The sequence below is a fragment of the Sandarakinorhabdus limnophila DSM 17366 genome (assembly GCF_945882885.1).
In the GTDB taxonomy this organism is placed as follows: domain Bacteria; phylum Pseudomonadota; class Alphaproteobacteria; order Sphingomonadales; family Sphingomonadaceae; genus Sandarakinorhabdus; species Sandarakinorhabdus limnophila_A.
Genome location: NZ_CAMCWT010000023.1, coordinates 1 through 17,779, shown reverse-complemented (window position 1 = coordinate 17,779; position 17,779 = coordinate 1). Strand labels below are relative to the sequence as shown.

At 58.5% G+C, this 17,779-nt stretch carries 17 protein-coding genes and 1 pseudogene; 2 read left to right on the top strand and 16 right to left on the bottom strand.

The genetic code is table 11. The annotated features are described in order from the left end of the window. Positions 1-251: 251 nt before the first annotated feature. The 16 genes and pseudogenes from Q7O19_RS06925 to Q7O19_RS06850 form a co-directional block, all read right to left on the bottom strand. On the bottom strand, positions 252-1,235 hold the full coding sequence (locus Q7O19_RS06925) for a VacJ family lipoprotein (RefSeq protein WP_303809513.1): 984 nt from the start codon (positions 1,233-1,235) through the stop codon (positions 252-254). 476 nt (positions 1,236-1,711) lie between these two features. Next, a complete protein-coding gene (rfbB, locus tag Q7O19_RS06920) occupies positions 1,712-2,785 on the bottom strand; it encodes a dTDP-glucose 4,6-dehydratase (protein ID WP_303809511.1) in 1,074 nt (357 codons plus the stop codon). Further along, a complete protein-coding gene (gene rfbD / locus Q7O19_RS06915; protein ID WP_303809509.1) occupies positions 2,782-3,627 on the bottom strand; it encodes a dTDP-4-dehydrorhamnose reductase in 846 nt (281 codons plus the stop codon). Before rfbD ends, rfbB begins: the two co-directional genes overlap by 4 nt. After that, positions 3,624-4,169 (bottom strand): dTDP-4-dehydrorhamnose 3,5-epimerase, encoded by a 546-nt coding sequence (gene rfbC, locus Q7O19_RS06910; protein ID WP_303809507.1) that lies wholly within the window; start codon positions 4,167-4,169, stop codon positions 3,624-3,626. Before rfbC ends, rfbD begins: the two co-directional genes overlap by 4 nt. A gap of 113 nt (positions 4,170-4,282) precedes the next feature. Next, a complete protein-coding gene (gene rfbA, locus Q7O19_RS06905) occupies positions 4,283-5,176 on the bottom strand; it encodes a glucose-1-phosphate thymidylyltransferase RfbA (RefSeq protein WP_303809472.1) in 894 nt (297 codons plus the stop codon). A gap of 264 nt (positions 5,177-5,440) precedes the next feature. Further along, a complete protein-coding gene (locus Q7O19_RS06900) occupies positions 5,441-5,968 on the bottom strand; it encodes a hypothetical protein (protein WP_303809470.1) in 528 nt (175 codons plus the stop codon). 104 nt (positions 5,969-6,072) lie between these two features. Further along, positions 6,073-6,264, bottom strand: a complete 192-nt coding sequence (locus Q7O19_RS06895) for a DUF6447 family protein (RefSeq protein WP_303809468.1) — start codon at positions 6,262-6,264, stop codon at positions 6,073-6,075. 227 nt (positions 6,265-6,491) lie between these two features. Next, complete coding sequence (locus Q7O19_RS06890) at positions 6,492-7,736, bottom strand: glycosyltransferase family 4 protein (protein WP_303809467.1); 1,245 nt, start codon at positions 7,734-7,736, stop codon at positions 6,492-6,494. Next, a complete protein-coding gene (locus Q7O19_RS06885; RefSeq protein ID WP_303809466.1) occupies positions 7,733-9,388 on the bottom strand; it encodes a glycosyltransferase family 4 protein in 1,656 nt (551 codons plus the stop codon). The genes Q7O19_RS06890 and Q7O19_RS06885 overlap by 4 nt, the downstream gene beginning before the upstream one ends. 25 nt (positions 9,389-9,413) lie before the next feature. After that, positions 9,414-10,217 carry a class I SAM-dependent methyltransferase gene (locus tag Q7O19_RS06880; protein ID WP_303809465.1) on the bottom strand — a complete coding sequence of 268 codons (804 nt, stop codon included), beginning with the start codon at positions 10,215-10,217 and terminating at the stop codon, positions 9,414-9,416. Next, entirely contained in the window at positions 10,214-10,729 is a 516-nt protein-coding gene (locus tag Q7O19_RS06875) for a methyltransferase domain-containing protein (RefSeq protein WP_303809463.1), read from the bottom strand. Before Q7O19_RS06875 ends, Q7O19_RS06880 begins: the two co-directional genes overlap by 4 nt. Before the next feature lie 369 nt (positions 10,730-11,098). After that, positions 11,099-11,419: pseudogene (locus Q7O19_RS06870) on the bottom strand (hypothetical protein); the annotation flags it as partial. A 21-nt stretch (positions 11,420-11,440) separates the two neighbouring features. Further along, positions 11,441-12,742 (bottom strand): dicarboxylate/amino acid:cation symporter, encoded by a 1,302-nt coding sequence (locus Q7O19_RS06865; protein ID WP_303809461.1) that lies wholly within the window; start codon positions 12,740-12,742, stop codon positions 11,441-11,443. 178 nt (positions 12,743-12,920) lie between these two features. Continuing rightward, positions 12,921-13,910, bottom strand: coding sequence for an N-acetyl-D-Glu racemase DgcA (gene dgcA, locus Q7O19_RS06860; RefSeq protein ID WP_303809460.1), 990 nt, complete (start codon positions 13,908-13,910; stop codon positions 12,921-12,923). After that, the gene (dgcN, locus tag Q7O19_RS06855; protein ID WP_303809459.1) at positions 13,868-14,905 is read right to left on the bottom strand and encodes an N-acetyltransferase DgcN; all 1,038 of its coding nucleotides are present in this window, start codon (positions 14,903-14,905) and stop codon (positions 13,868-13,870) included. Before dgcN ends, dgcA begins: the two co-directional genes overlap by 43 nt. 120 nt (positions 14,906-15,025) lie before the next feature. Next, a complete protein-coding gene (locus Q7O19_RS06850; RefSeq protein ID WP_303809457.1) occupies positions 15,026-16,090 on the bottom strand; it encodes a LysR family transcriptional regulator in 1,065 nt (354 codons plus the stop codon). A gap of 169 nt (positions 16,091-16,259) precedes the next feature. Between Q7O19_RS06850 and Q7O19_RS06845 the strand changes: the two genes are divergently transcribed. Continuing rightward, positions 16,260-16,496: a hypothetical protein gene (locus tag Q7O19_RS06845; RefSeq protein WP_303809456.1), complete on the top strand. Its 237-nt coding sequence runs from the start codon at positions 16,260-16,262 to the stop codon at positions 16,494-16,496. Positions 16,497-16,643: 147 nt separating this feature from the next. After that, a partial coding sequence (locus Q7O19_RS06840) for a TonB-dependent siderophore receptor (protein WP_303809454.1) occupies positions 16,644-17,779 on the top strand: 1,136 nt, incomplete at its 3' end.

Sequence of the window (17,779 nt, the reverse complement as noted above, 5' to 3'; positions counted from 1 at the left end):
CTCGCCACCTGGAAAACCAAGTCGCTGTCTAAACCATCGGAATGGTGGTTCCCTTTTGGACGCCGATCACCCCGCTAACAGGGTCCCTTTTGCACGCCGATCCACACCGTTAAGTTGACACAATCAGATCGATGACACTGCCCGGCAGGCGGTTTTGAGATATCCGATCTGAGGGGGTGCCAAGCCTTTGCTTCCATTGGCAGGGAACCCAGCAAGCCCCCACCTGCTCGATTGCCGCGATCTGAGCCAGCTCAGCGCGGACCCTTGCCCACGCGTGAGATGAGATTGGGATCGGGGTCGGTGTCTCCGTGGCGCGGGCAGATCGCGCCGATCTCGGCCCGCCGCTGGGCCAGATAGACCTCGCGCACGGCGACGTAGGGATCGCCGCTTTCGTTGCGGATGCGCTGGAGCTGGCCGTCGATCTCGACCCGGTCGGTCAGGATATCGACGACGCCGAGCGCCACGTTCACTTTGCCATCATCGAACGGCTTGCCCACCACCGTGGGCAGGACTGCCTTGTCCAGCCCAAGGCCGAAGAGATCGCGCAAGGTGGTGGGGCCGACGAGCGGGAGGTAGAAGAAGGGGCCGTTGCCGACTCCGTAGCAGGCAAAGGTATTGGCGAAGCTGTTGGGCCGGTAAGGCAGGTTGAACGGCTTGCGCCGCGCCATGTCGAACAGTCCGCCAACGCCGATGGTCGAGTTGATCCCGAACCGTGCCGCCGACTTGGCCGCGCGCCCGATCTTGAGCTGCAAGATGTCGTTGAGGAAGCTGACCGGCTCGTCGAGGTTGCGCAACAGGTTGCGCAGGCCGTTGCGGACGGGCTTGGGAACGGCCGAGGCGTATCCCAGCGCGACCGGTGCGACGACCGCCTTGTCGATCGCCTGAATGGCCGCGAACGACTGCGCGTTGAGCTTGGCAAGCGGATCGATCCGCGACGATTGGCGCGCGGTGACGATGATCTCATTGCCCTCGTCTGGCGCAGTGCCGGTGGTCGAACCCGGACTGACCGGTGTGTCGTCGGCCTTGGTGAGTTGGGCGGGCGCTGCAGCCTGAGTCGTGTCACCAACGAATGTGGGAACGGCCACCCTACCCGGCGGCTGGGTAGCGGGCAGCGTTGCCGACAGCTCCGGTGCAGCGGCAGCCGGCTGGCTCTCCTGCGCGGTAAGCGCGGCGGCGGAGGGCACTGCCGAGATGCCTACGGAAAGGGCGGCGGCGAGTACGCCAACTGCGATCACGCCCAAGCGCCGGGCGCCCGCTGTGCGCCGTGCGCGATCATGCGTTCTCTCCTGTACGCCGCCGTTGACCGGCAGCGCCATTGCCGGAGGGCATGATCGACTTCATGCAGTCTATCCCTGTCAGCATGAAGCAAGTCTGAGAGGTGCGAGTTGATGAAGCCCCGATGCCGGTTGTAAGCTCTTCCGCCCCTTTGGCAGTCGGGCCGGATAGCCCAATTGTCCTCGACTTCGACCTGAGCTCGACCGTACCAAAATAGAGGCTTGGTGGCGCTGACGGACGTGTCCTCGAGGCACTGGAGCAATTCATCAACCATGGTTTCCACCATGATCTCATGAAGTTGCGATCCGTTGATGGTCACCCTCCAGTCTGGACTTGTAACGGTTTTGTGCCGGTTACCTATCTCACTATGCCACCTTGGCTTCGAATGCGAGCGGGCTAATGCCGCCCAGGTATGAATGGCGCAGGAGCGCCTCCGTCAGCTCACCACCCAGTTGCGGTAACTGCCGTCAAGGACGCCGCGCCACCAACATTCATTATCAAGATACCAGGCCAGCGTTGCGGCAAAGCCAGTGGAGAAATCGCGTGCCGGAGCATAGCCTAGTTCATTGCGGGCGCGGGTTTCATTGATCGCGTAACGCCGGTCATGGCCGGGTCTGTCGGTGACGTTGACCTTGAGGCTGGCGGTCGGCTTACCCTGCGCTGCAGCTGCTGCGGGAAATCGGGTCGCAAGTGTCCGGTCGGTGGCAAAAGCCGCATCGACAGCCGAACACAGCGTATCGATGACGGTGATGTTGGGCAGCTCGGCCCCGCCACCAATGCAATAGGTTTCGCCGACACGCCCTCTGTGCAGCACCGCCTCAATGCCGCGGCAGTGATCCTCGACATGTAACCAGTCACGGATCTGCATGCCATCTCCATAAATCGGCAATGCCCGGCCGTGGAGCGCGTTGATGAGGAAGAGCGGGATCAGCTTTTCCGGGAATTGAAACGGTCCGTAATTGTTCGAGCAATTAGATGTGGTGACGGCAAGGCCATAAGTGTGATGCCAGGCGCGAACGAGGTGATCCGAAGCCGCCTTCGAAGCTGAATAGGGGCTGTTCGGGGCATAAGGAGTGGTTTCGCTGAAGGCCGGATCATCAGGCCCGAGTGAACCATAGACTTCATCAGTGGAGACATGATGAAAGCGATGCCGCTTCGCCTCGCGAGCCAGCCAGACGCTGCGGGCAGCCGTAAGTAGGCTGAGCGTGCCGAGAATATTGGTATCGATAAAGGCGGCGGGCCCATTGATTGAGCGGTCCACATGGCTCTCGGCCGCGAAATGCACAATCGTATCGATATTGCGATCGCCGAGCAGCCCCTCGACCAGGGCCGTGTCGCGGATGTCCCCTTCGACGAATGCAGCGCGCGCACCGGCTAGATTGGCGCGGTTGCCGGCATAGGTCAGTGCGTCGAGTACAGTTATTGTGTCATCCGGATGCTGCGTCTCCCAATAGTGCACGAAGTTTGCGCCTATGAAGCCGGCGCCGCCGGTAACGAGCAAATGGCTCACGCCTGGAGATCCTTTATTGCGGCAAGGCAATGGCGCAGCTCGGTTCGCCAATGCGCAGCCGGGCCGGTAATGGCCCAGCAACTGCTTTTGTCCAGTACCGAGTAGGCCGGACGTTGCGCCGGGGCAGGGTAATCCTGGGTGCGTATAGGAATGACCGGAACCGGTTGGTCGAGGAGGCCGATCGCCAACGCATCTTCCTGGATGGCAACGGCGAAATCGTACCAGCTGGCGACACCGGCATCAGTCCAGTGATGCACGCCGCTAACGCCGGCGACGCTGAGGCGCCAGAGCGCCCGAGCGAGGCCGGTAACGTGGGTCGGCGTGCCGATCTGATCGGCAACCACGCGGACTTCGAGGCGCTCCCTCATCAGGCGGAGCATAGTATGGACGAAATTGCTGCCAACTGCCGCGTAGACCCAGGCGGTGCGCACGATCAAAGCATCAGGGCCCGCAGCAATTTCGCCCGCCAGTTTTGTGGCGCCATAGGCGCTGATCGGATTGGGCGTGGCATCGGGAAGATAAGGTCTGCTCGCCGCGCCGTCGAAAACAAAATCGGTGGAAACATGCACCAACCGCGGCGCGTAGGCGGCGAGCAGGGCAACGGCATCGGCATTGATAAGCTGCGCTTGCGCTACGTCGGCTTCGGCCTTGTCGACGGCGGTATACGCGGCCGCATTGAAAACAACATCGACACGGCTCTCGGCAATTACCCGCGCCACCGTGGCGGCATCAGTAATGTCGAATTCGGCCTCAGAAGGCGCAATGACGGTGACGCCAGCAGGCGCACAGCCCTGAAGAGCGCGGCCAAGCTGCCCGCCGGCACCGGCAACAAGCGCCCTCACGCGAACACCGGGGCATCTGCAAGCAGCGGTGCGTCGGCATCCTTGCCCGAAAGCTGCGGCGTCATCCCGGCCAGCGGCCACTTGATCCCAATCGCCGGATCATTCCAGCGGATACCGCGATCATCGCTTGCGTCATACAATTGCGTGCATTTGTAGAGGAAATCGGCACTTTCGCTGAGCACCACAAAGCCATGCGCAAAACCCGGAGGCACCCACAACATGCGCTTGTTGGCGTCCGATAATTCATAACCAACCCAGCGGCCAAAGTGCGCCGAGGAGCGCCGCACATCGACAGCGACATCGAATACGGCACCCGCTGTAACCCGGACCAGCTTACCCTGCGGGTTTTTCAATTGATAATGGAGCCCCCGCAGCACGCCCTTAGCTGACCGGCTGTGGTTATCCTGCACGAAGTGCAGATCGAGGTCATTGTCAGCAAAGGTTCGCGCGTTCCAGCTTTCCATGAAAAAACCACGGCCGTCGCTGAATATTTTTGGTTCAATCAGTTTGACTTCTGGAAGCGTGGTATCGACGATTCTCATTTTATACCATTCGGTTGATTTCACTATTCGACATTCTATGATCCGATCGATCGGCCGTCTTAGCGGATTACCATTGCTCTAAAACTTCGAAGAACGCAGACGTATACAATCTGTTAGCCTGCAATGCGCAACTGCTCGAGCAGATATTCGCCATAGCCCGATTTGCGTAATGGTTGCGCGATGCTTTCCAGTTGTGCGGCCGAGATAAAGCCCTGGCGCCAGGCGATTTCTTCGGGGCAACATATCTTCAGGCCCTGGCGTTCCTCGACAATACGCACATACAGCCCTGCATCGAGCAACGATCCGTGAGTGCCGGTATCGAGCCAGGCAAAGCCGCGGCCCATCAATTCGACTTCGAGTTTGCCGGCTTCGAGATAGAGACGGTTGAGATCTGTAATCTCCAGTTCGCCACGCGGCGACGGGCGGACGTCGCGGGCCAGTCGCGCGGCGTCTCCATCGTAAAAATACAGGCCGGTCACCGCATAGTTGGATTTGGGGTTGGCTGGTTTTTCCTCGATGGTTTCGGCGCGGCCGTCGGCATTGAACGACACTACGCCATAGGCGGCGGGATTTTTGACATAATAACCGAACACGGTGGCGCCGACCTGGCGCGAACCAGCGCGCGCCAGCAGTTCAGGTAGGCCATGGCCATAGAAAATATTGTCACCCAATATCAGTGTCGAAGGCCGGTCGCCGACGAATTCAGCACCGATATGATAGGCTTGCGCCAGCCCCTTTGGTTCGGGCTGCACGGCGTAGCGGATATCCATCCCCCAGTCGCTGCCATCCCCCAGCAATCCGGCAAAAGCCGCATTGTCGGTTGGTGTTGTGATGACAAGCACTTCGCGTATGCCGGCAAGCATGAGAACCGATAGGGGGTAATAGATCATCGGTTTATCATAAACCGGCATCAACTGCTTCGAGACCGGCTTAGTCAACGGATAAAGCCTGGTGCCGGACCCTCCAGCCAAGATAATGCCCCGGCGATTGGCTGCTGCTGTTGCCATCAGGCTTGTCCTTGAAAGAGGCGGCGCACAGCTACATAACGGAGTTGTCTCGGGTTATGGAAGCCAATACCCTCTTATTAGGATAGCCCCGCCTCGGCGGTCCGGTCAATGTCACCCTGGCCAAAAGCGACTGGATCTATCTCTTGTGGCGCCTCTGGGGTGCTGCATCGCAATCGCTTGGTCGTCCTAAGGCAGAAACTGCAATTAGCCGGGCCGCCTTTCAAGTAACATATTCTATATTGATCAATGAAAAAACAATAAGGATCAATGTAAGACGTTGATCCCGGAAGAGCTGACTGGTTCATTTATTTCGAGAAACCATTCAGGCCAAAGAAGGAATTGCCATTCGGCTACTTGATAACTATCATATATTATCTTCAGCCACTGTAATAATTGCGTCATCGAAAGTGTCAAATCAGCTGACGGACCGTGCCTGGGAACAAATCTGAGGTGGACGCCCTCTTCGGTTTGTTTGATCTGTACGCTTTGAACCACGTAGCCGGCAACAAGAGCTGAGCGCTCGACCGGAGGGGTCTTGGCCATCGCTGACTGCACGCTGCTCTGTGCCTGCGCGCGCCAAAGCGTTTGGGCTACGGGGGGAACTGCCGGGCCAGGATCAATCCTCTCGGCAGCGTTCAAAAGCGCCGCCAGAAATTTATCTGACAGGCGCCGCGTCAACCAATAGCAAAAGACCGACCCGCCGGCAGCTTCACAATCCAACGCAATCCTATCTTCATCAGCGCTGAACCGCGTTGTGAACCGGATGATAACAGTGTCATGCATGACGGCCATGCCAACTTAGGGCATCAAGGGTTGGGGCGAAGGAGGGCGTGGATAGGCAAAGCCGACGGAGCCCGCATATAACAGGCACTCAAGACGCCTCCGGGTTACCTTGATCAATTCTGGACCGGCAACAGGCCACGCAATGCATTTGAGTACGCAATGCGCGCGGTCTGTAAGATGGCCACCTGCTCCTGCAAATCGGCAAGACGGCGATCAACGGTTTGGATGCTGATCAACTGCGCTTTTGCTTCGTCCGACAGGGCATCAACACCGTAATCGATGCTGTCGATAGAAATTGTGTCCACGATGGATCTCCTAGGCTGATCGCGAACCGTGCCTCCCCATCGTTGTAGGCGGCATTGGAGGCAGCGAAATGAGCGACTGCAGTCGCTGGGTTGGTACGTGGTCTCACCCACACTGGTGCCGCTTTAGCGACGCCGCAAGACCGCAGCAAGAGTTCAATCGCGGATCGGTCGGGCGGGCACCCTCACCCGCAGCATCTTGCCCACCAAATCACCATCTTCTGGCTGGGTTACTCGCTTCTCACCCTGGCAAGCTCTTCCACCCAGCGCAATTGTTGGGGCAGGCAGATAGACTTCAGGTCATAAGTCCGCTGCGCAAAGGCACGGGCAGCGGCACCCAATCGCTGCCGCGCCGGGGCGTCCTCCAATAGATCGCAAACCTCGCGCACGAGCCCTTGTGGATCAAAGAAATCGACTAGCCGCCCCGTCTCCTCGTGGCGTATCGCCTCGTGAAGGGGCTGGGTGTCGCTGGCGACAATCGCGCAGCCAATGCTCATTGCTTCCAACAGGCTCCAGCTCAGCACAAAGGGGTATGTCCAATATACATGGACACGAGACAGCTGCAGTAGCGGGATGAAATGCTTATATGAAATATTGCCTAGAAAATGAACGCGGGCCCAATCTTCATTACTAATTTTTTTTCGAACTTCCTGAGTGAAGATATCTTTCCATTTTTGACCATCTTTAGGTGGGGCGCCATAACTGACACCATCCCCACCGACTATCAGGATGCGTGCCTTTGGCCGCGCTCGGAGCAACTCTGGCAGGGCCCGCATGAAGATGTGGTAGCCGCGATAGGGTTCCAAATTGCGGTTAACGAAGGTGATGATTTCATCGTCCCGCGTAAGTGTGATTTTGTCATTTAGTGTCAATTGAACTGCTGGATTAGGCCCCAGTGCCTCAGTATCAATGCCATCATGCACGACAGTGATCTGAGACCGAAACGGTTCCGGGAAGGTGCTTGCCTGCCACTCTGTCGGGGAGATGCCCGCATCAGCGACCTCAAAATGCAAGAAGTTGTTGAGGTTCTTTAGCTGAAGGCGGCAGACCTCTCCCGCGTCATGGGCGGGAAATTCAGGATCAAAGCCTACATCCGCGCCTTCACTGCGGTAGAAAAATTCACAGTAAATGCCCAGCTTTGCTTCTGGCCAAACATGTTTCAGAAACAGGCTTTCACCCCATCCGGGGTGCGCCACGATAACATCTGGCACAAAGCCGGCTTCACGTAGCCGCAAGGCAGCGCGGAAGCACGCCTCGCCGCGAACTGTCTTGGTTTCAAAATCAACCAGCCAAGGATGGATCCCGGCTGTAGACCCGCGGTCTACCCCATAGGACACCAGCCGCACGCCCTCCCAACTGGGTGCATCCACTTTCTGCATTGTCATCGCGGAAACATCATGTCCGGCTTGTGCCAGGGCTGGCGCCAGAAACTTAAACTGCCCGGGAAAATTCTGGTGAATGAACAAGACCTTCATGGAACAACCTTTATCAGCCCCAGCTTGACCATCCAGGCCAGTGAGCGCAGCGCAAAGGGACGGCGTGCTTCAATTACTCCAGCGACCAACTGCTCGGCTCTGGCCGGGCCATTGGTCAAAGCGGCGCATATGGCGGCAACATCAACATCATCAGCCAAATTGACTTGCGGAAAGCGCACCATTGCCAGCTGGCGCATCTCCGTCAGACGGTTGAACACCTGTGCAGCGTCTTGCTCAGGCATGAAGCCCAGAACTGTGTCGCGTGTCAGCGTGTGCGTTGGATAGGTCGCAAACGCGTGGAAGGGGTCCATGCGAGCCGGCCAGGGGTGAACAGGCATGGGCAGGCCTGCGCCCGCCTTTTGGCGGATATCTGCGAGGCTTGCCCAGAGAGCTTCATACTGTGGAATAATAGCCGCCCAATCATAGATATGTCGGGCGCGTGCGCGGCCTTCTGCGCCCATCTTTGCGCGCAATTCAGCTGAGTTAAAAAGTTTGGTGAAGGCGTCCGCCGTCTCTTCAATATCCACTGCCGCCAGCATGCAGGTGTGACCACAATACAGGTCGTAACTGTCTATGCCCAAAGCGTGACGCGCGGCAATGTCGCCCCCCAGTCCGGCTTGTGGCAGCAGCGTAGGCACGCGAAAGCCATCTACTTCATGGCGCACGGTATCCCGATATCCATCCCAGTCGGCCACGACGACAGGGAGACTGGCCGCCATAGCTTCAATAGGGGTGATGCCAAAGGTTTCCTGGATATTGTCAGAAAGTGAGCAAAACACATCTGCCGACGCCCAAGCGTCCGTCCGCATTGCCTCCTCACGGCCATCTAAAGTGATCACTCGCACTTGCGGGCTTGCATAGCGGGCGGCCTCGGTAAATGCGTTTTTGATATGGTCATTGGCATGCCAGCCGCATTCTACCAGCAGCACTTGCTTACCCGAGGCTGCAGCGGCGCGCTCTAGCGCTTGATACATAGCCAGTGGGTGTGCCTTGGCATGAAAAGACAGGCGACCCATAAAAAGGACAACCATAGTTTCGCTATCTGCCCCGAGCCGATCCCGCGCAGACTTTTGCTGGCTTTCCGTAAAAACAAAATCATCTGTATGAATGCCGAGCGGAATGACGGGCATTTGCGGTAGAATAATCTTCGAAATACCAAGCCGCGCTGTGAGGTAATCCAACTGCCCTTGTAACAGGCGCTCAACATTGGATTTGACTGCTGTACTCGTGCAGATCAGGGCATCCCAAGGTTGGACCGGAGCTGTGAGCAACTCCACAATTGCATCCATCGCGCGAGCCGAGGAGGTCGTGTGAGTTATGCCACACAGGCTCCAGTTAGCATTGCCGAACAGCGCGCGTTGCCACGCATGCTCCCCAAGGCCCGGCCCGGGGTGGAAAATCGTACCCGCTTCCTTAAGGGTAGCCAGATTGGCTTTAGTGATCACATGAACAGGCTCTTCCCGACCATTAACTTGGGCAGCCTGTTGAAACGCACGTCCATGATCCGGATGCGCAACCTGGGCGTGAAACTGATGGCCGGTGCTATGCGCAAAAAACCCCCTCAAAAAGCTCTCGCCGGCGGCATTTCTACCCATCAGTTTGGGCCCTGCCGTCGAATATGCTTCCGGATGAAAGTAAATTGCCGCCGTCACAGCATGTCCCTTGAGAGAAGCGTCATTAGCTGTGACTTTGCGAGCGCATGACCAGCCAAGGCGTTGGCCCTGAGCGCCATTCCCACGTGGCCAGCAACTGATCGAGATGAGCAAGGTTGTTGAACCACACCGGCGGGCTGTCCAACTGGCGCTGCCCATTATCGTGCACCAGCGTGATCTCATGTGTGGCAGAGAAGCGGTCGATGAGGCGTTTGGTGATGCCCGGCAGAAGGCACTCGTGGCTCTCAACAATTATGTCCATGCCCGAAAGCGCTGGGGCTTTGGTTGGATCCAGCAAGGCATCCTCCCCGCCTTCAATGTCGCAAAAGACAAGCGTGCGCTTATCGACTGAGCGGGCAAAGTCCTCAGGTGTAAACAGTCCAGCAACCTGTACGCGATCGGCGACGCCGTTCTTCTGGGCGAGCTCCTTGCAGCGCAACTGCGCGTTCTCATCGAGATCGTGTGCCAGCACCTGCGCGTTTGCCAATCGGCGCGCCATCCCCACGGCATAGTAGCCCTCAGCGCAGCCAATATTGAGAATCAGCTCATAGCCCGCCGACAGGGCCTGCGTAATGTAGGGCTGCAAGGGCTGCTCATAACAGCCGAGCAGTTTGGGGATATGGCAGCCCTCAGCCGATTGAGCGATGAATTCAAGGCCTGCGAGTGGGCCTTGCATAACGCTTAGGCCCTCCTGTTGGATTAGCGTGTTCTGGATCAACACAGAGCGCCACTTGGACAGTAACCGCAGCGCGTTGTTCAGCGTCCCCTGCTCCACCGGTTGCTCAGTGAGCCGCCTCAGCTGGTCCATTACGTTGGCGTGGAGGCTCATAGGTGCCCGAAATGCAACTGAGCCAGAGCGCGCATCTCGTCCTCGCTGCGCTTGCTCTTGCTGGCGGCTGCCCAAAGGTCAAAGGCAGGCGCTGTACGGCGCATCGTGGCTACGTGGGCAAAGCCGGCAGCCTGCAGTGTGGCTTGCAGCACCTTCTGGGTGAAACCACAACGGTGGGCCATATAGAGGTTGCCGGCTGCCATGGCTGGGCGGTGGCCGTAAAGGATGTCGAGCGGCGCGATAGGCCCTGCCGGTGATACATAGGCAGGCTCAGTCAGCCGGTCCTCGGCGACCAGCGCGGCAACAGACTGCAGATCCGGGCAGGTGATGACAACAAAGCCATCATCCCTGAGCACGCGGAGGAACTCGGCCAGCGCCACAGGCACTTCGTGGGGATAGAGATGCTCGATATTGTGGCTCGAGTAGATCGCATCGACCGACCCACTTTCTACCGCTGCCATGTCGGTCATCGTCCCGATAATGTCGGGTGCGACGCTGGGATCGATGTCCAACCGCAGCTCAGTCCATTCTGGTGAGGCAAAGCCACGTGTTGTGCGGTCTTTGCGCTTTGGCCCGCAGCCCACGTGCAGAAAAGTTGGCATGTAGCTCCCCATAGAAAGGACGAAACCATTAGGACTTTGAACCAGATCTTCAATCCCTAACGTGTATGTATACAAGTGCCGGCGACGCTTCCCACAGCCTACCCAGCGCGCTCGGCAAGATCGCCCTGAGGCCAGCCCAGCAGAGCGCGTGCGGCTCTCACCTGTGCGGCATACACCAGCTTTGGGTCGGCTTTCTGCAACACAGGCGTTTATATCCCGGCCTGCCATGCTCGAGCGCGTGGGCGCCACAGGCTGGGCGTGCATTCCGGCGTGCGTGCCTTACTTGGCCAGTTCCTGCTTCACGGCGTTCCCATAAGCGATCCGGGCAGTCTGCAGGATGGCGAGCTCTTCTTGTGCGGCCGCAATGCGGCGGTCGACTGCTTGCAGGCTGATGAGCTGCGCCTTCTCGTTGGTGACCCTATCGCCATAGCGCTTGGGTGCGAGTTTCGACAGCATCCACTTGCGCGTGTCGACCTGCAGGCGCTGCTTCTGGACCGCGCCGCTGTTGGTGGTGCCACGCTCCGTGATCCCGACAGGCGCGTCAGCAATGGCCAAGGTCTCAGCGGCCATGCGCTCGATCAGCACCTCGCGTGCACGCGTGTACCGCTGCGCGTCATCTGATCATTTGCAGTCCTGCTCGGCTGTCCAGGATGTCAGAACGTCACTGGCTTGCATGGTAGCCGGTTTCGCTGACGATTTATCCAGATCGATTTCGCCTTCAAACCGGGCGATCACGGCGGCAACGGTGAGGTTCGCGCTGGCGCTGGGTACTGTGCGTGTCATGTCGAGAAAACGGTCGAACGGCAGAACCAGGCCCACGATGATAGCAGTTTGTTCCGGACTGATACCTACGGCTGAAAGCACGGCGGCTAGCATGAACAGCGATGCCGAAGGCACAGGTGCCGTGCCAAACGCAGCCAGCGCAGCAGTAAGAAAAATGATGGCCAGCGTGGCGACATCGGCCGTAATGCCCAGGGCTTGCAGGCTGAACACGCTGAGCAGGCCGACGTACATCGCGGTGCCATCCTTGCCTACGGATGCGCCGAGAGGCAGCACGGTCGAAGTGATAACGCGCCCAATGCCGAGCTTATCCTGTGCCACCCGAATTGCGACCGGCAAGGTGGCTGAGCTTGAAGCAGTTGAAAAGGCGATGGCAAGTGCATCGACGATGCCGGAAAAAAAACGTTTGACGGGAACTCTCGCCACCATCGACACCAGCGGCACATGCACCACAAGGATCTGCAAAATTGATCCGATAACCACAGCCAGCGCCAGCTGACCTATATTGAGAAAGACGGCTACGCCATTGCTGGCAACCGCACCGGCGATCAGCGCGAAAACGCCAAAGGGCGTGAATTCCATAACGATCCGAACAACTTGCAGCAGAACGTTGGAAGCGGATTGCAGAAGCGCCGCCATCGGCTTCCCGTCTTCGCCGGCGGCCAACGTGCCGATGCCTGTAATCAACGAGAAGAAAATGATCGCCAGCATGTCGCCGCGTGTCATCGAATCGAAGATGTTGAGCGGAACGATACCGATAAGCTGGTCATAGGCGGACCTGACCTCTCCCAGCGCCTGCGGCGCTGCGGCGGCAAGATCGGCGCCCGCACCCGGCTGCATGACCAACCCTACCGCGATCCCGATGCTGACGCCGGCCGCCGTGGTGCCAGCAAACATCATTAACGTCCTGCCGCCAAGAGAGCCGAGGCGGCGTGGATCTCCCAATGAAGTGACGCCAGCCGCGATCATGACCAGAACAAGCGGCACCACGAGCATGCGGATCAACCGAACGAAGATGTCGCCCATAAAAGCGACTGCCGGTGCTCCTGCGGGCCAGAACATGCCGAAGGCTACACCCAACGCGAGCCCGAAAAGCACGCGCTGCCACAACGGCACCCGAGACCAGGCGGCATAAATCTTCAAGCGCCGCGCACCCCGCGGTCTCTGCAGCTTCCAGTGTTGGAACAGGGCGAGCCCCCGTTATGCGATATCATCCTGCTATCCCCATCATCCCCGGATACGACCCGTTTACTATGTTTGCATTGTCTTGCGACCAAGGGAAAGGCCGGGGGCGATCACATTGCTTCGCCATGGACACAAACTATGCTCCGCCCCAAAAACCTTGCGCCGGTGGGAGCAGCCAGCCCCGATCCTCACTAACGCCTCCAGGACGGTCTTCGGACAGCCACAATGGCCCGTCCAGATCCGCAAAGTCTGATTGTGCTGCCACGACCAGTGCGGCGGCGATCGAAAGCGACGACGAGATCATGCAGCCGGTCATGACACCCAAGCCGGCGGCGCGCGCTTCCGCCAGCAATGCCAGGGCACCAGTCAGCCCGCCAGTCTTGTCCAGCTTGATATTTACATGACTGTACCGGTCGGCCAGCACCGCAATGTCGGCGGCCACATGGGCCGATTCATCGGCACAAACCGGTATTAGTGACCGAAAGCCACGCAAACTATCATCGGCACTGGCTGGCAACGGCTGTTCCAGCAGGTCGCATCGAATTTCGGCAAGCAGCTGCTGAAGCCGTTCAACCTCGGCCATGGTCCAGCTCTCGTTGGGATCGACAATCAGTTTCGGCAACGGCGCGGCTTCGCGCACGGCGCGCAGTTGCTCCTCGGGCGCAGTGGCATCAACTTTTACCTTCAACAGCGGCACGTCTGCCAACAAGACTGCCGCAGCCGCCATCCGTTCCGGTGCGTCAAGCCCGATGGTCACAGCCGTTTCCAGTCTTGCCGGTGGCACGACCCCGGCCAGTGTCCAGACAGTCTTTCCGGAAAGCTGCGCTTCCAGATCCCATAACGCACAATCGACTGCGTTTCGCGCCGCGCCCGCGGGCATCAGGTGCAAGATCGCGTCTCTGTCGGCGCCGCCGGCAAGCGCCAGCGTTGCATTCCCGACCGCCGAAAGCGCAGCCTCGATGCTCTCCCCGTATCGCGGATACGGCACGGCCTCTCCGCGCCCTACTGCCTCGCCTTGGCGGATTTCCACCGTAATGACGTCGGCTGCAGTCTTGACCCCTCGCGATATACGGAAGGGCGTTTTCAGGACAAAGCGGTCTGGCCAGGCGCTAATGGTGCGAAGCATTGCAAGAGCCGATCTATGATGGAGGTGACGCCAAAGGCAATGGGATCTGTGCAAGGCAGGCCTAGCTGAACACTGGTTTCGGCGCAGAGTGCTGCCGCTTCGCCCCGTGGCAGCATGGAAGTATTGAGCGCGATGCCGACCGCCTGAACAGCGGGGTTGGTGAGCTGTGCCACCTTTATGTTGGCCTCTAGACAGGCACCAATATCGGGCAGCCTGAAGTGTGGCACGCCGCGCATATGCGCCCGAACTGGATCATGGCAGATCACCAACGCATCTGGCTGTGCACCATGTAGCAATCCCGTCGAAACGCCCGCAAATGAGGGGTGAAACAATGAACCCTGGCCCTCGATAAGATCCCAGCCACCGTCATGACGCGGCGGCGATATCATTTCGATGGCGCCGGAGATGAAGTCGGCGATGACGGCATCCAGCGGCACCCCGCTCCCAGAGATCAGGATACCGGTTTGACCGGTCGCGCGAAAATCGGCCTTGATACTGCGTGCGCGCAGTTCCTTTTCGAGCGCCAGCGTCGTGTACATTTTGCCAACCGAGCAATCGGTGCCAACGGTCAACAGGCGAAGACCGGCGCGCGGTGCGCCGTTGCCGACCGAAAGGTCAGCCGGCGGCTCACGGACGTCGAACAGCGTTCGACCATGGCGCTGAGCCGCTGCAACCAATCTCGGTTCATCCTTCAACCTGTGATGCAGGCCCGATGCCACGTGCAGCCCAGCGGCCAAGGCGGCTTCGGCATCATCAACCAGTTGTGGTGCTAGCCGGCCGCCGGCATTGACGATCCCTAAGACAAGAGTATTCGCCCCGGCCCCAACAGCATCCGCAAATCCGAGCCGGGCCAGACCCAGTGTCAGCGGACAATCATCGCGCCGAAACTCACCGACGCAATCTTCAGCGCGGAAAACCGCCAGACCGCGTGAGGTTTTGATTCCCACTTCGTCGCGACTGCTGCCCAGATATAAAAGATAGGGACCCGGAACCATTAGCGACTTCCCCGCTCGTTTGGACGTTGTTTTTAAGTTATCGCTGCCTGTACAAAGCCGTCGAATAGAAAAATGAAACACAGCTATAGCCGCTGCCTATAGGCAGCTTCCTCCATTCTCTTAAATCGCCTCGATGGTGGTCCGCAGCAATTCCAGGAAATCTCGCGCCAACTGCGATGGCCTCATATTTTCCAGATATATAGCATACACATCGAACGTGAGCGCCGGCTGAAGCGGACGGAAGGAAATGCCCGGCAACTTGTTTGCAGCCGCTGTAAAATTGTCCACAACCGTAACGCCGACGCCGGCGCGGACGAGGCCGGCGGCAATATAGAATGTCCGTGCCGAAACCACTTCGTCAAGCGATACGCCCGTGCGTGCTAGTTCGGTTGAAAGGATTTGCCCGATTGGCCCGCTTTGAATGAGGCTTACGAACGGCTTGCCAGTCAGGCAGGATAGAGGAAGGCGTGCTGCTGCTCCCGGCATGTCCATCTCGCTGTAAAGGATCACGAGTTCGCCCTCGGCCAGCCAGTGGCTTTCCAGTGGCGCCGTTGCCGGCACGGCATATCCGATAACAAGATCGGTCTCGCGCTCGATGAGCTTGCGGGCCATTTCCTCGTGATGAATTGTTTGAAGGTCGAAAAACACATCTCGGCGGGTTTTTAAAAATGCAGCTACGGTTGTTGGAACCGCCTCCAACCCCAGCGATGGCACGGTCGAAATGCTCAGCAAGCTACCTCGTCTCTGCTTGAGGTTGAGACTTGCTTGGCGAAGACTTTGCAGCTGGTCCTGAATGCCGGCGACTGTTGCGAAAAGGTTTTGGGCATCCTCGGTCGCCACCAGCCGCCCTCTTGTCCGGTGGAACAGCGGAAATCCGAACGCTTGTTCCGCATGCTGCAACACCTTAGTGACGGAAGGCTGCGAACAATTCAGCGTTCGCGCCGCGCCGCTTACCGACCCGGCTGTGTAAACGGCATGAAAGACTTCTATGTGCCGGAGACTTAGCACCTTGCGGATATCAAAAAGGGCAATCGGGGTGCCATGGCGGTCATCATTGATCGCTCCTGCCCAATACGCAATGGCAAGGTTCGCGCCGTCTTTTGCGCCTGCCTTTGTCGCGAATTTCGGCCCAAAACTGTTGTCTATGCGGTCTGGCTCGATTTCGAGTATCTGCAGATGGTGCATTGGGCTGGGGGCGTGCCCTCTGGCGATGAAGTGCGATATTCAGCCATTTTATTGCCCGACGAAGGCGTTTGACCGGGTGGCTTGGTTCCACCTATTGACCCTCATCGGGGCAAAAGCGTCTTGATTGGATCGGGGGCGAATGGTCCAGATCACGGCTGACGCCATTCCCATGACTGGTGCACCTGCGCGGCTGCTCAGGCTCTATCTCATGCTCGGCTTTTCGGCTGGATTGCCCTTTTACATGTTCAATGCCGTGCTGACCCTGCGTCTGGCGCGGCACGGCGTGGACATCGTCATAATCGGCTTTTTCGCCTGTGTTGCGCTGCTCCCGAAGTTCAAATTCGTGTGGGCGCCGCTGCTGGACCGTTACAGTGTGCCCGGCTTCTCGCGCTTTTGGGGACGCTAGGGCGGTTGGATCATGCTGTGCCGCAAGTCCGTACAGTCCTACACAAATTCCATAACCTGCGACTATGGAATTCCAAATGATTTGTATAGCGAGCGTCAAACATGCAACTGATAGCATAATTAATTAATTAGGTTGGGTGAGGCAATTATGACGCTTGGAACGAAGCAAACGACAATCCGGTTTGCACAAAATGCCCGCCGGTTTCTTCTCATGACGGCAGCCATGTTGGTGGCATCGCCAAGCTTGGCACAGACCGCGCAAGCTGCGCTGGAAAAAGACGAGGCCGCCGATAAGGAGATCGTTGTCACGGGCTCACTGGTCTCTCGAAACGGGTTCGGCGCCCCCACTCCGCTTACCGTGATCGGGCTTGGCGATATCCAGCGCGTTTCTGCTCCGAATATCGCCGACGTCTTGAACCAGATGCCGGCATTGCGCCCGTCATTGACGCCCACCAGCGCAGTCAATGCCGGCGGCGGCACTCAGGTCGGCGGCAACTATCTTGACCTGCGCGGCCTGGGTTTCTCGCGCACGATGGTGTTGTTGGATGGCCGCCGTTACGTGCCCTCAAACCCCACGGGCGCGATCAACATCAATAATATTCCGCAGGCACTGATCAACCGGGTCGACATCGTTACCGGCGGCGCTTCCGCAGCCTATGGTGCTGATGCGGTGGCCGGCGTTGTGAACCTGCGCATTGATTCGCGCCTTGAGGGCATCCGCGCGACCCTGCAAGGCGGCATGGCGGAGGAAGGCGACTTCCGCCAAGCCCTTATATCGGTAGCGGCGGGAACCAAAATCGGTCAACGTATGCACCTGGTCGTTGGCGCTGAATTTTCCGACAACAGCGGCATCGCACGCTTGTTTGACCGCAAATGGAGTGCACGCGGTCCAGGATTGCTCGCAAACCCAGCAGCGGGGAATGGCGGTTTGGGCTCGCCTGAGCAACCTCGGTTTTTCGTCGTCGATGGCGGCATTCGCAGCAGCAACGTGACCCGCAACGGTGTCATAAGCGGGGCGACGTTCCTTCCCGGCTTTGGCTCGACAATCACCAACATTAATCTGCTGCCCGGCACGCTGCGCGGCATACAGTTTTCTGATCAAGGTACGGCTATTCCGTTCACCTTTGGTACGCAAGTTTCCGCTGGTTCGATGATTGGCGGCGATGGATTAAACGGTATTGGTGAACAGGTCGGAGCAACACCTATCAACCGCTACAGCGGCTTCGGTCGCCTCACTTACGAGATCAGCAACAATATCGAGGTATTTGCTGAAGTATCCTATCA

Bases quoted from the DNA above. Each gene is read 5' to 3' on its own strand.
- dgcN (WP_303809459.1), bottom strand. From the start codon at position 14,905: ATGGTTCCGGGTCCCTATCTTTTATATCTGGGCAGCAGTCGCGACGAA.
- Q7O19_RS06880 (WP_303809465.1), bottom strand. From the start codon at position 10,217: ATGAGCCTCCACGCCAACGTAATGGACCAGCTGAGGCGGCTCACTGAG.
- dgcA (WP_303809460.1), bottom strand. From the start codon at position 13,910: ATGCTTCGCACCATTAGCGCCTGGCCAGACCGCTTTGTCCTGAAAACG.
- Q7O19_RS06890 (WP_303809467.1), bottom strand. From the start codon at position 7,736: ATGAAGGTCTTGTTCATTCACCAGAATTTTCCCGGGCAGTTTAAGTTT.
- rfbC (WP_303809507.1), bottom strand. From the start codon at position 4,169: ATGAGAATCGTCGATACCACGCTTCCAGAAGTCAAACTGATTGAACCA.
- Q7O19_RS06850 (WP_303809457.1), bottom strand. From the start codon at position 16,090: ATGCACCATCTGCAGATACTCGAAATCGAGCCAGACCGCATAGACAAC.
- Q7O19_RS06845 (WP_303809456.1), top strand. From the start codon at position 16,260: ATGACTGGTGCACCTGCGCGGCTGCTCAGGCTCTATCTCATGCTCGGC.
- rfbA (WP_303809472.1), bottom strand. From the start codon at position 5,176: ATGGCAACAGCAGCAGCCAATCGCCGGGGCATTATCTTGGCTGGAGGG.
- Q7O19_RS06900 (WP_303809470.1), bottom strand. From the start codon at position 5,968: ATGGCCGTCATGCATGACACTGTTATCATCCGGTTCACAACGCGGTTC.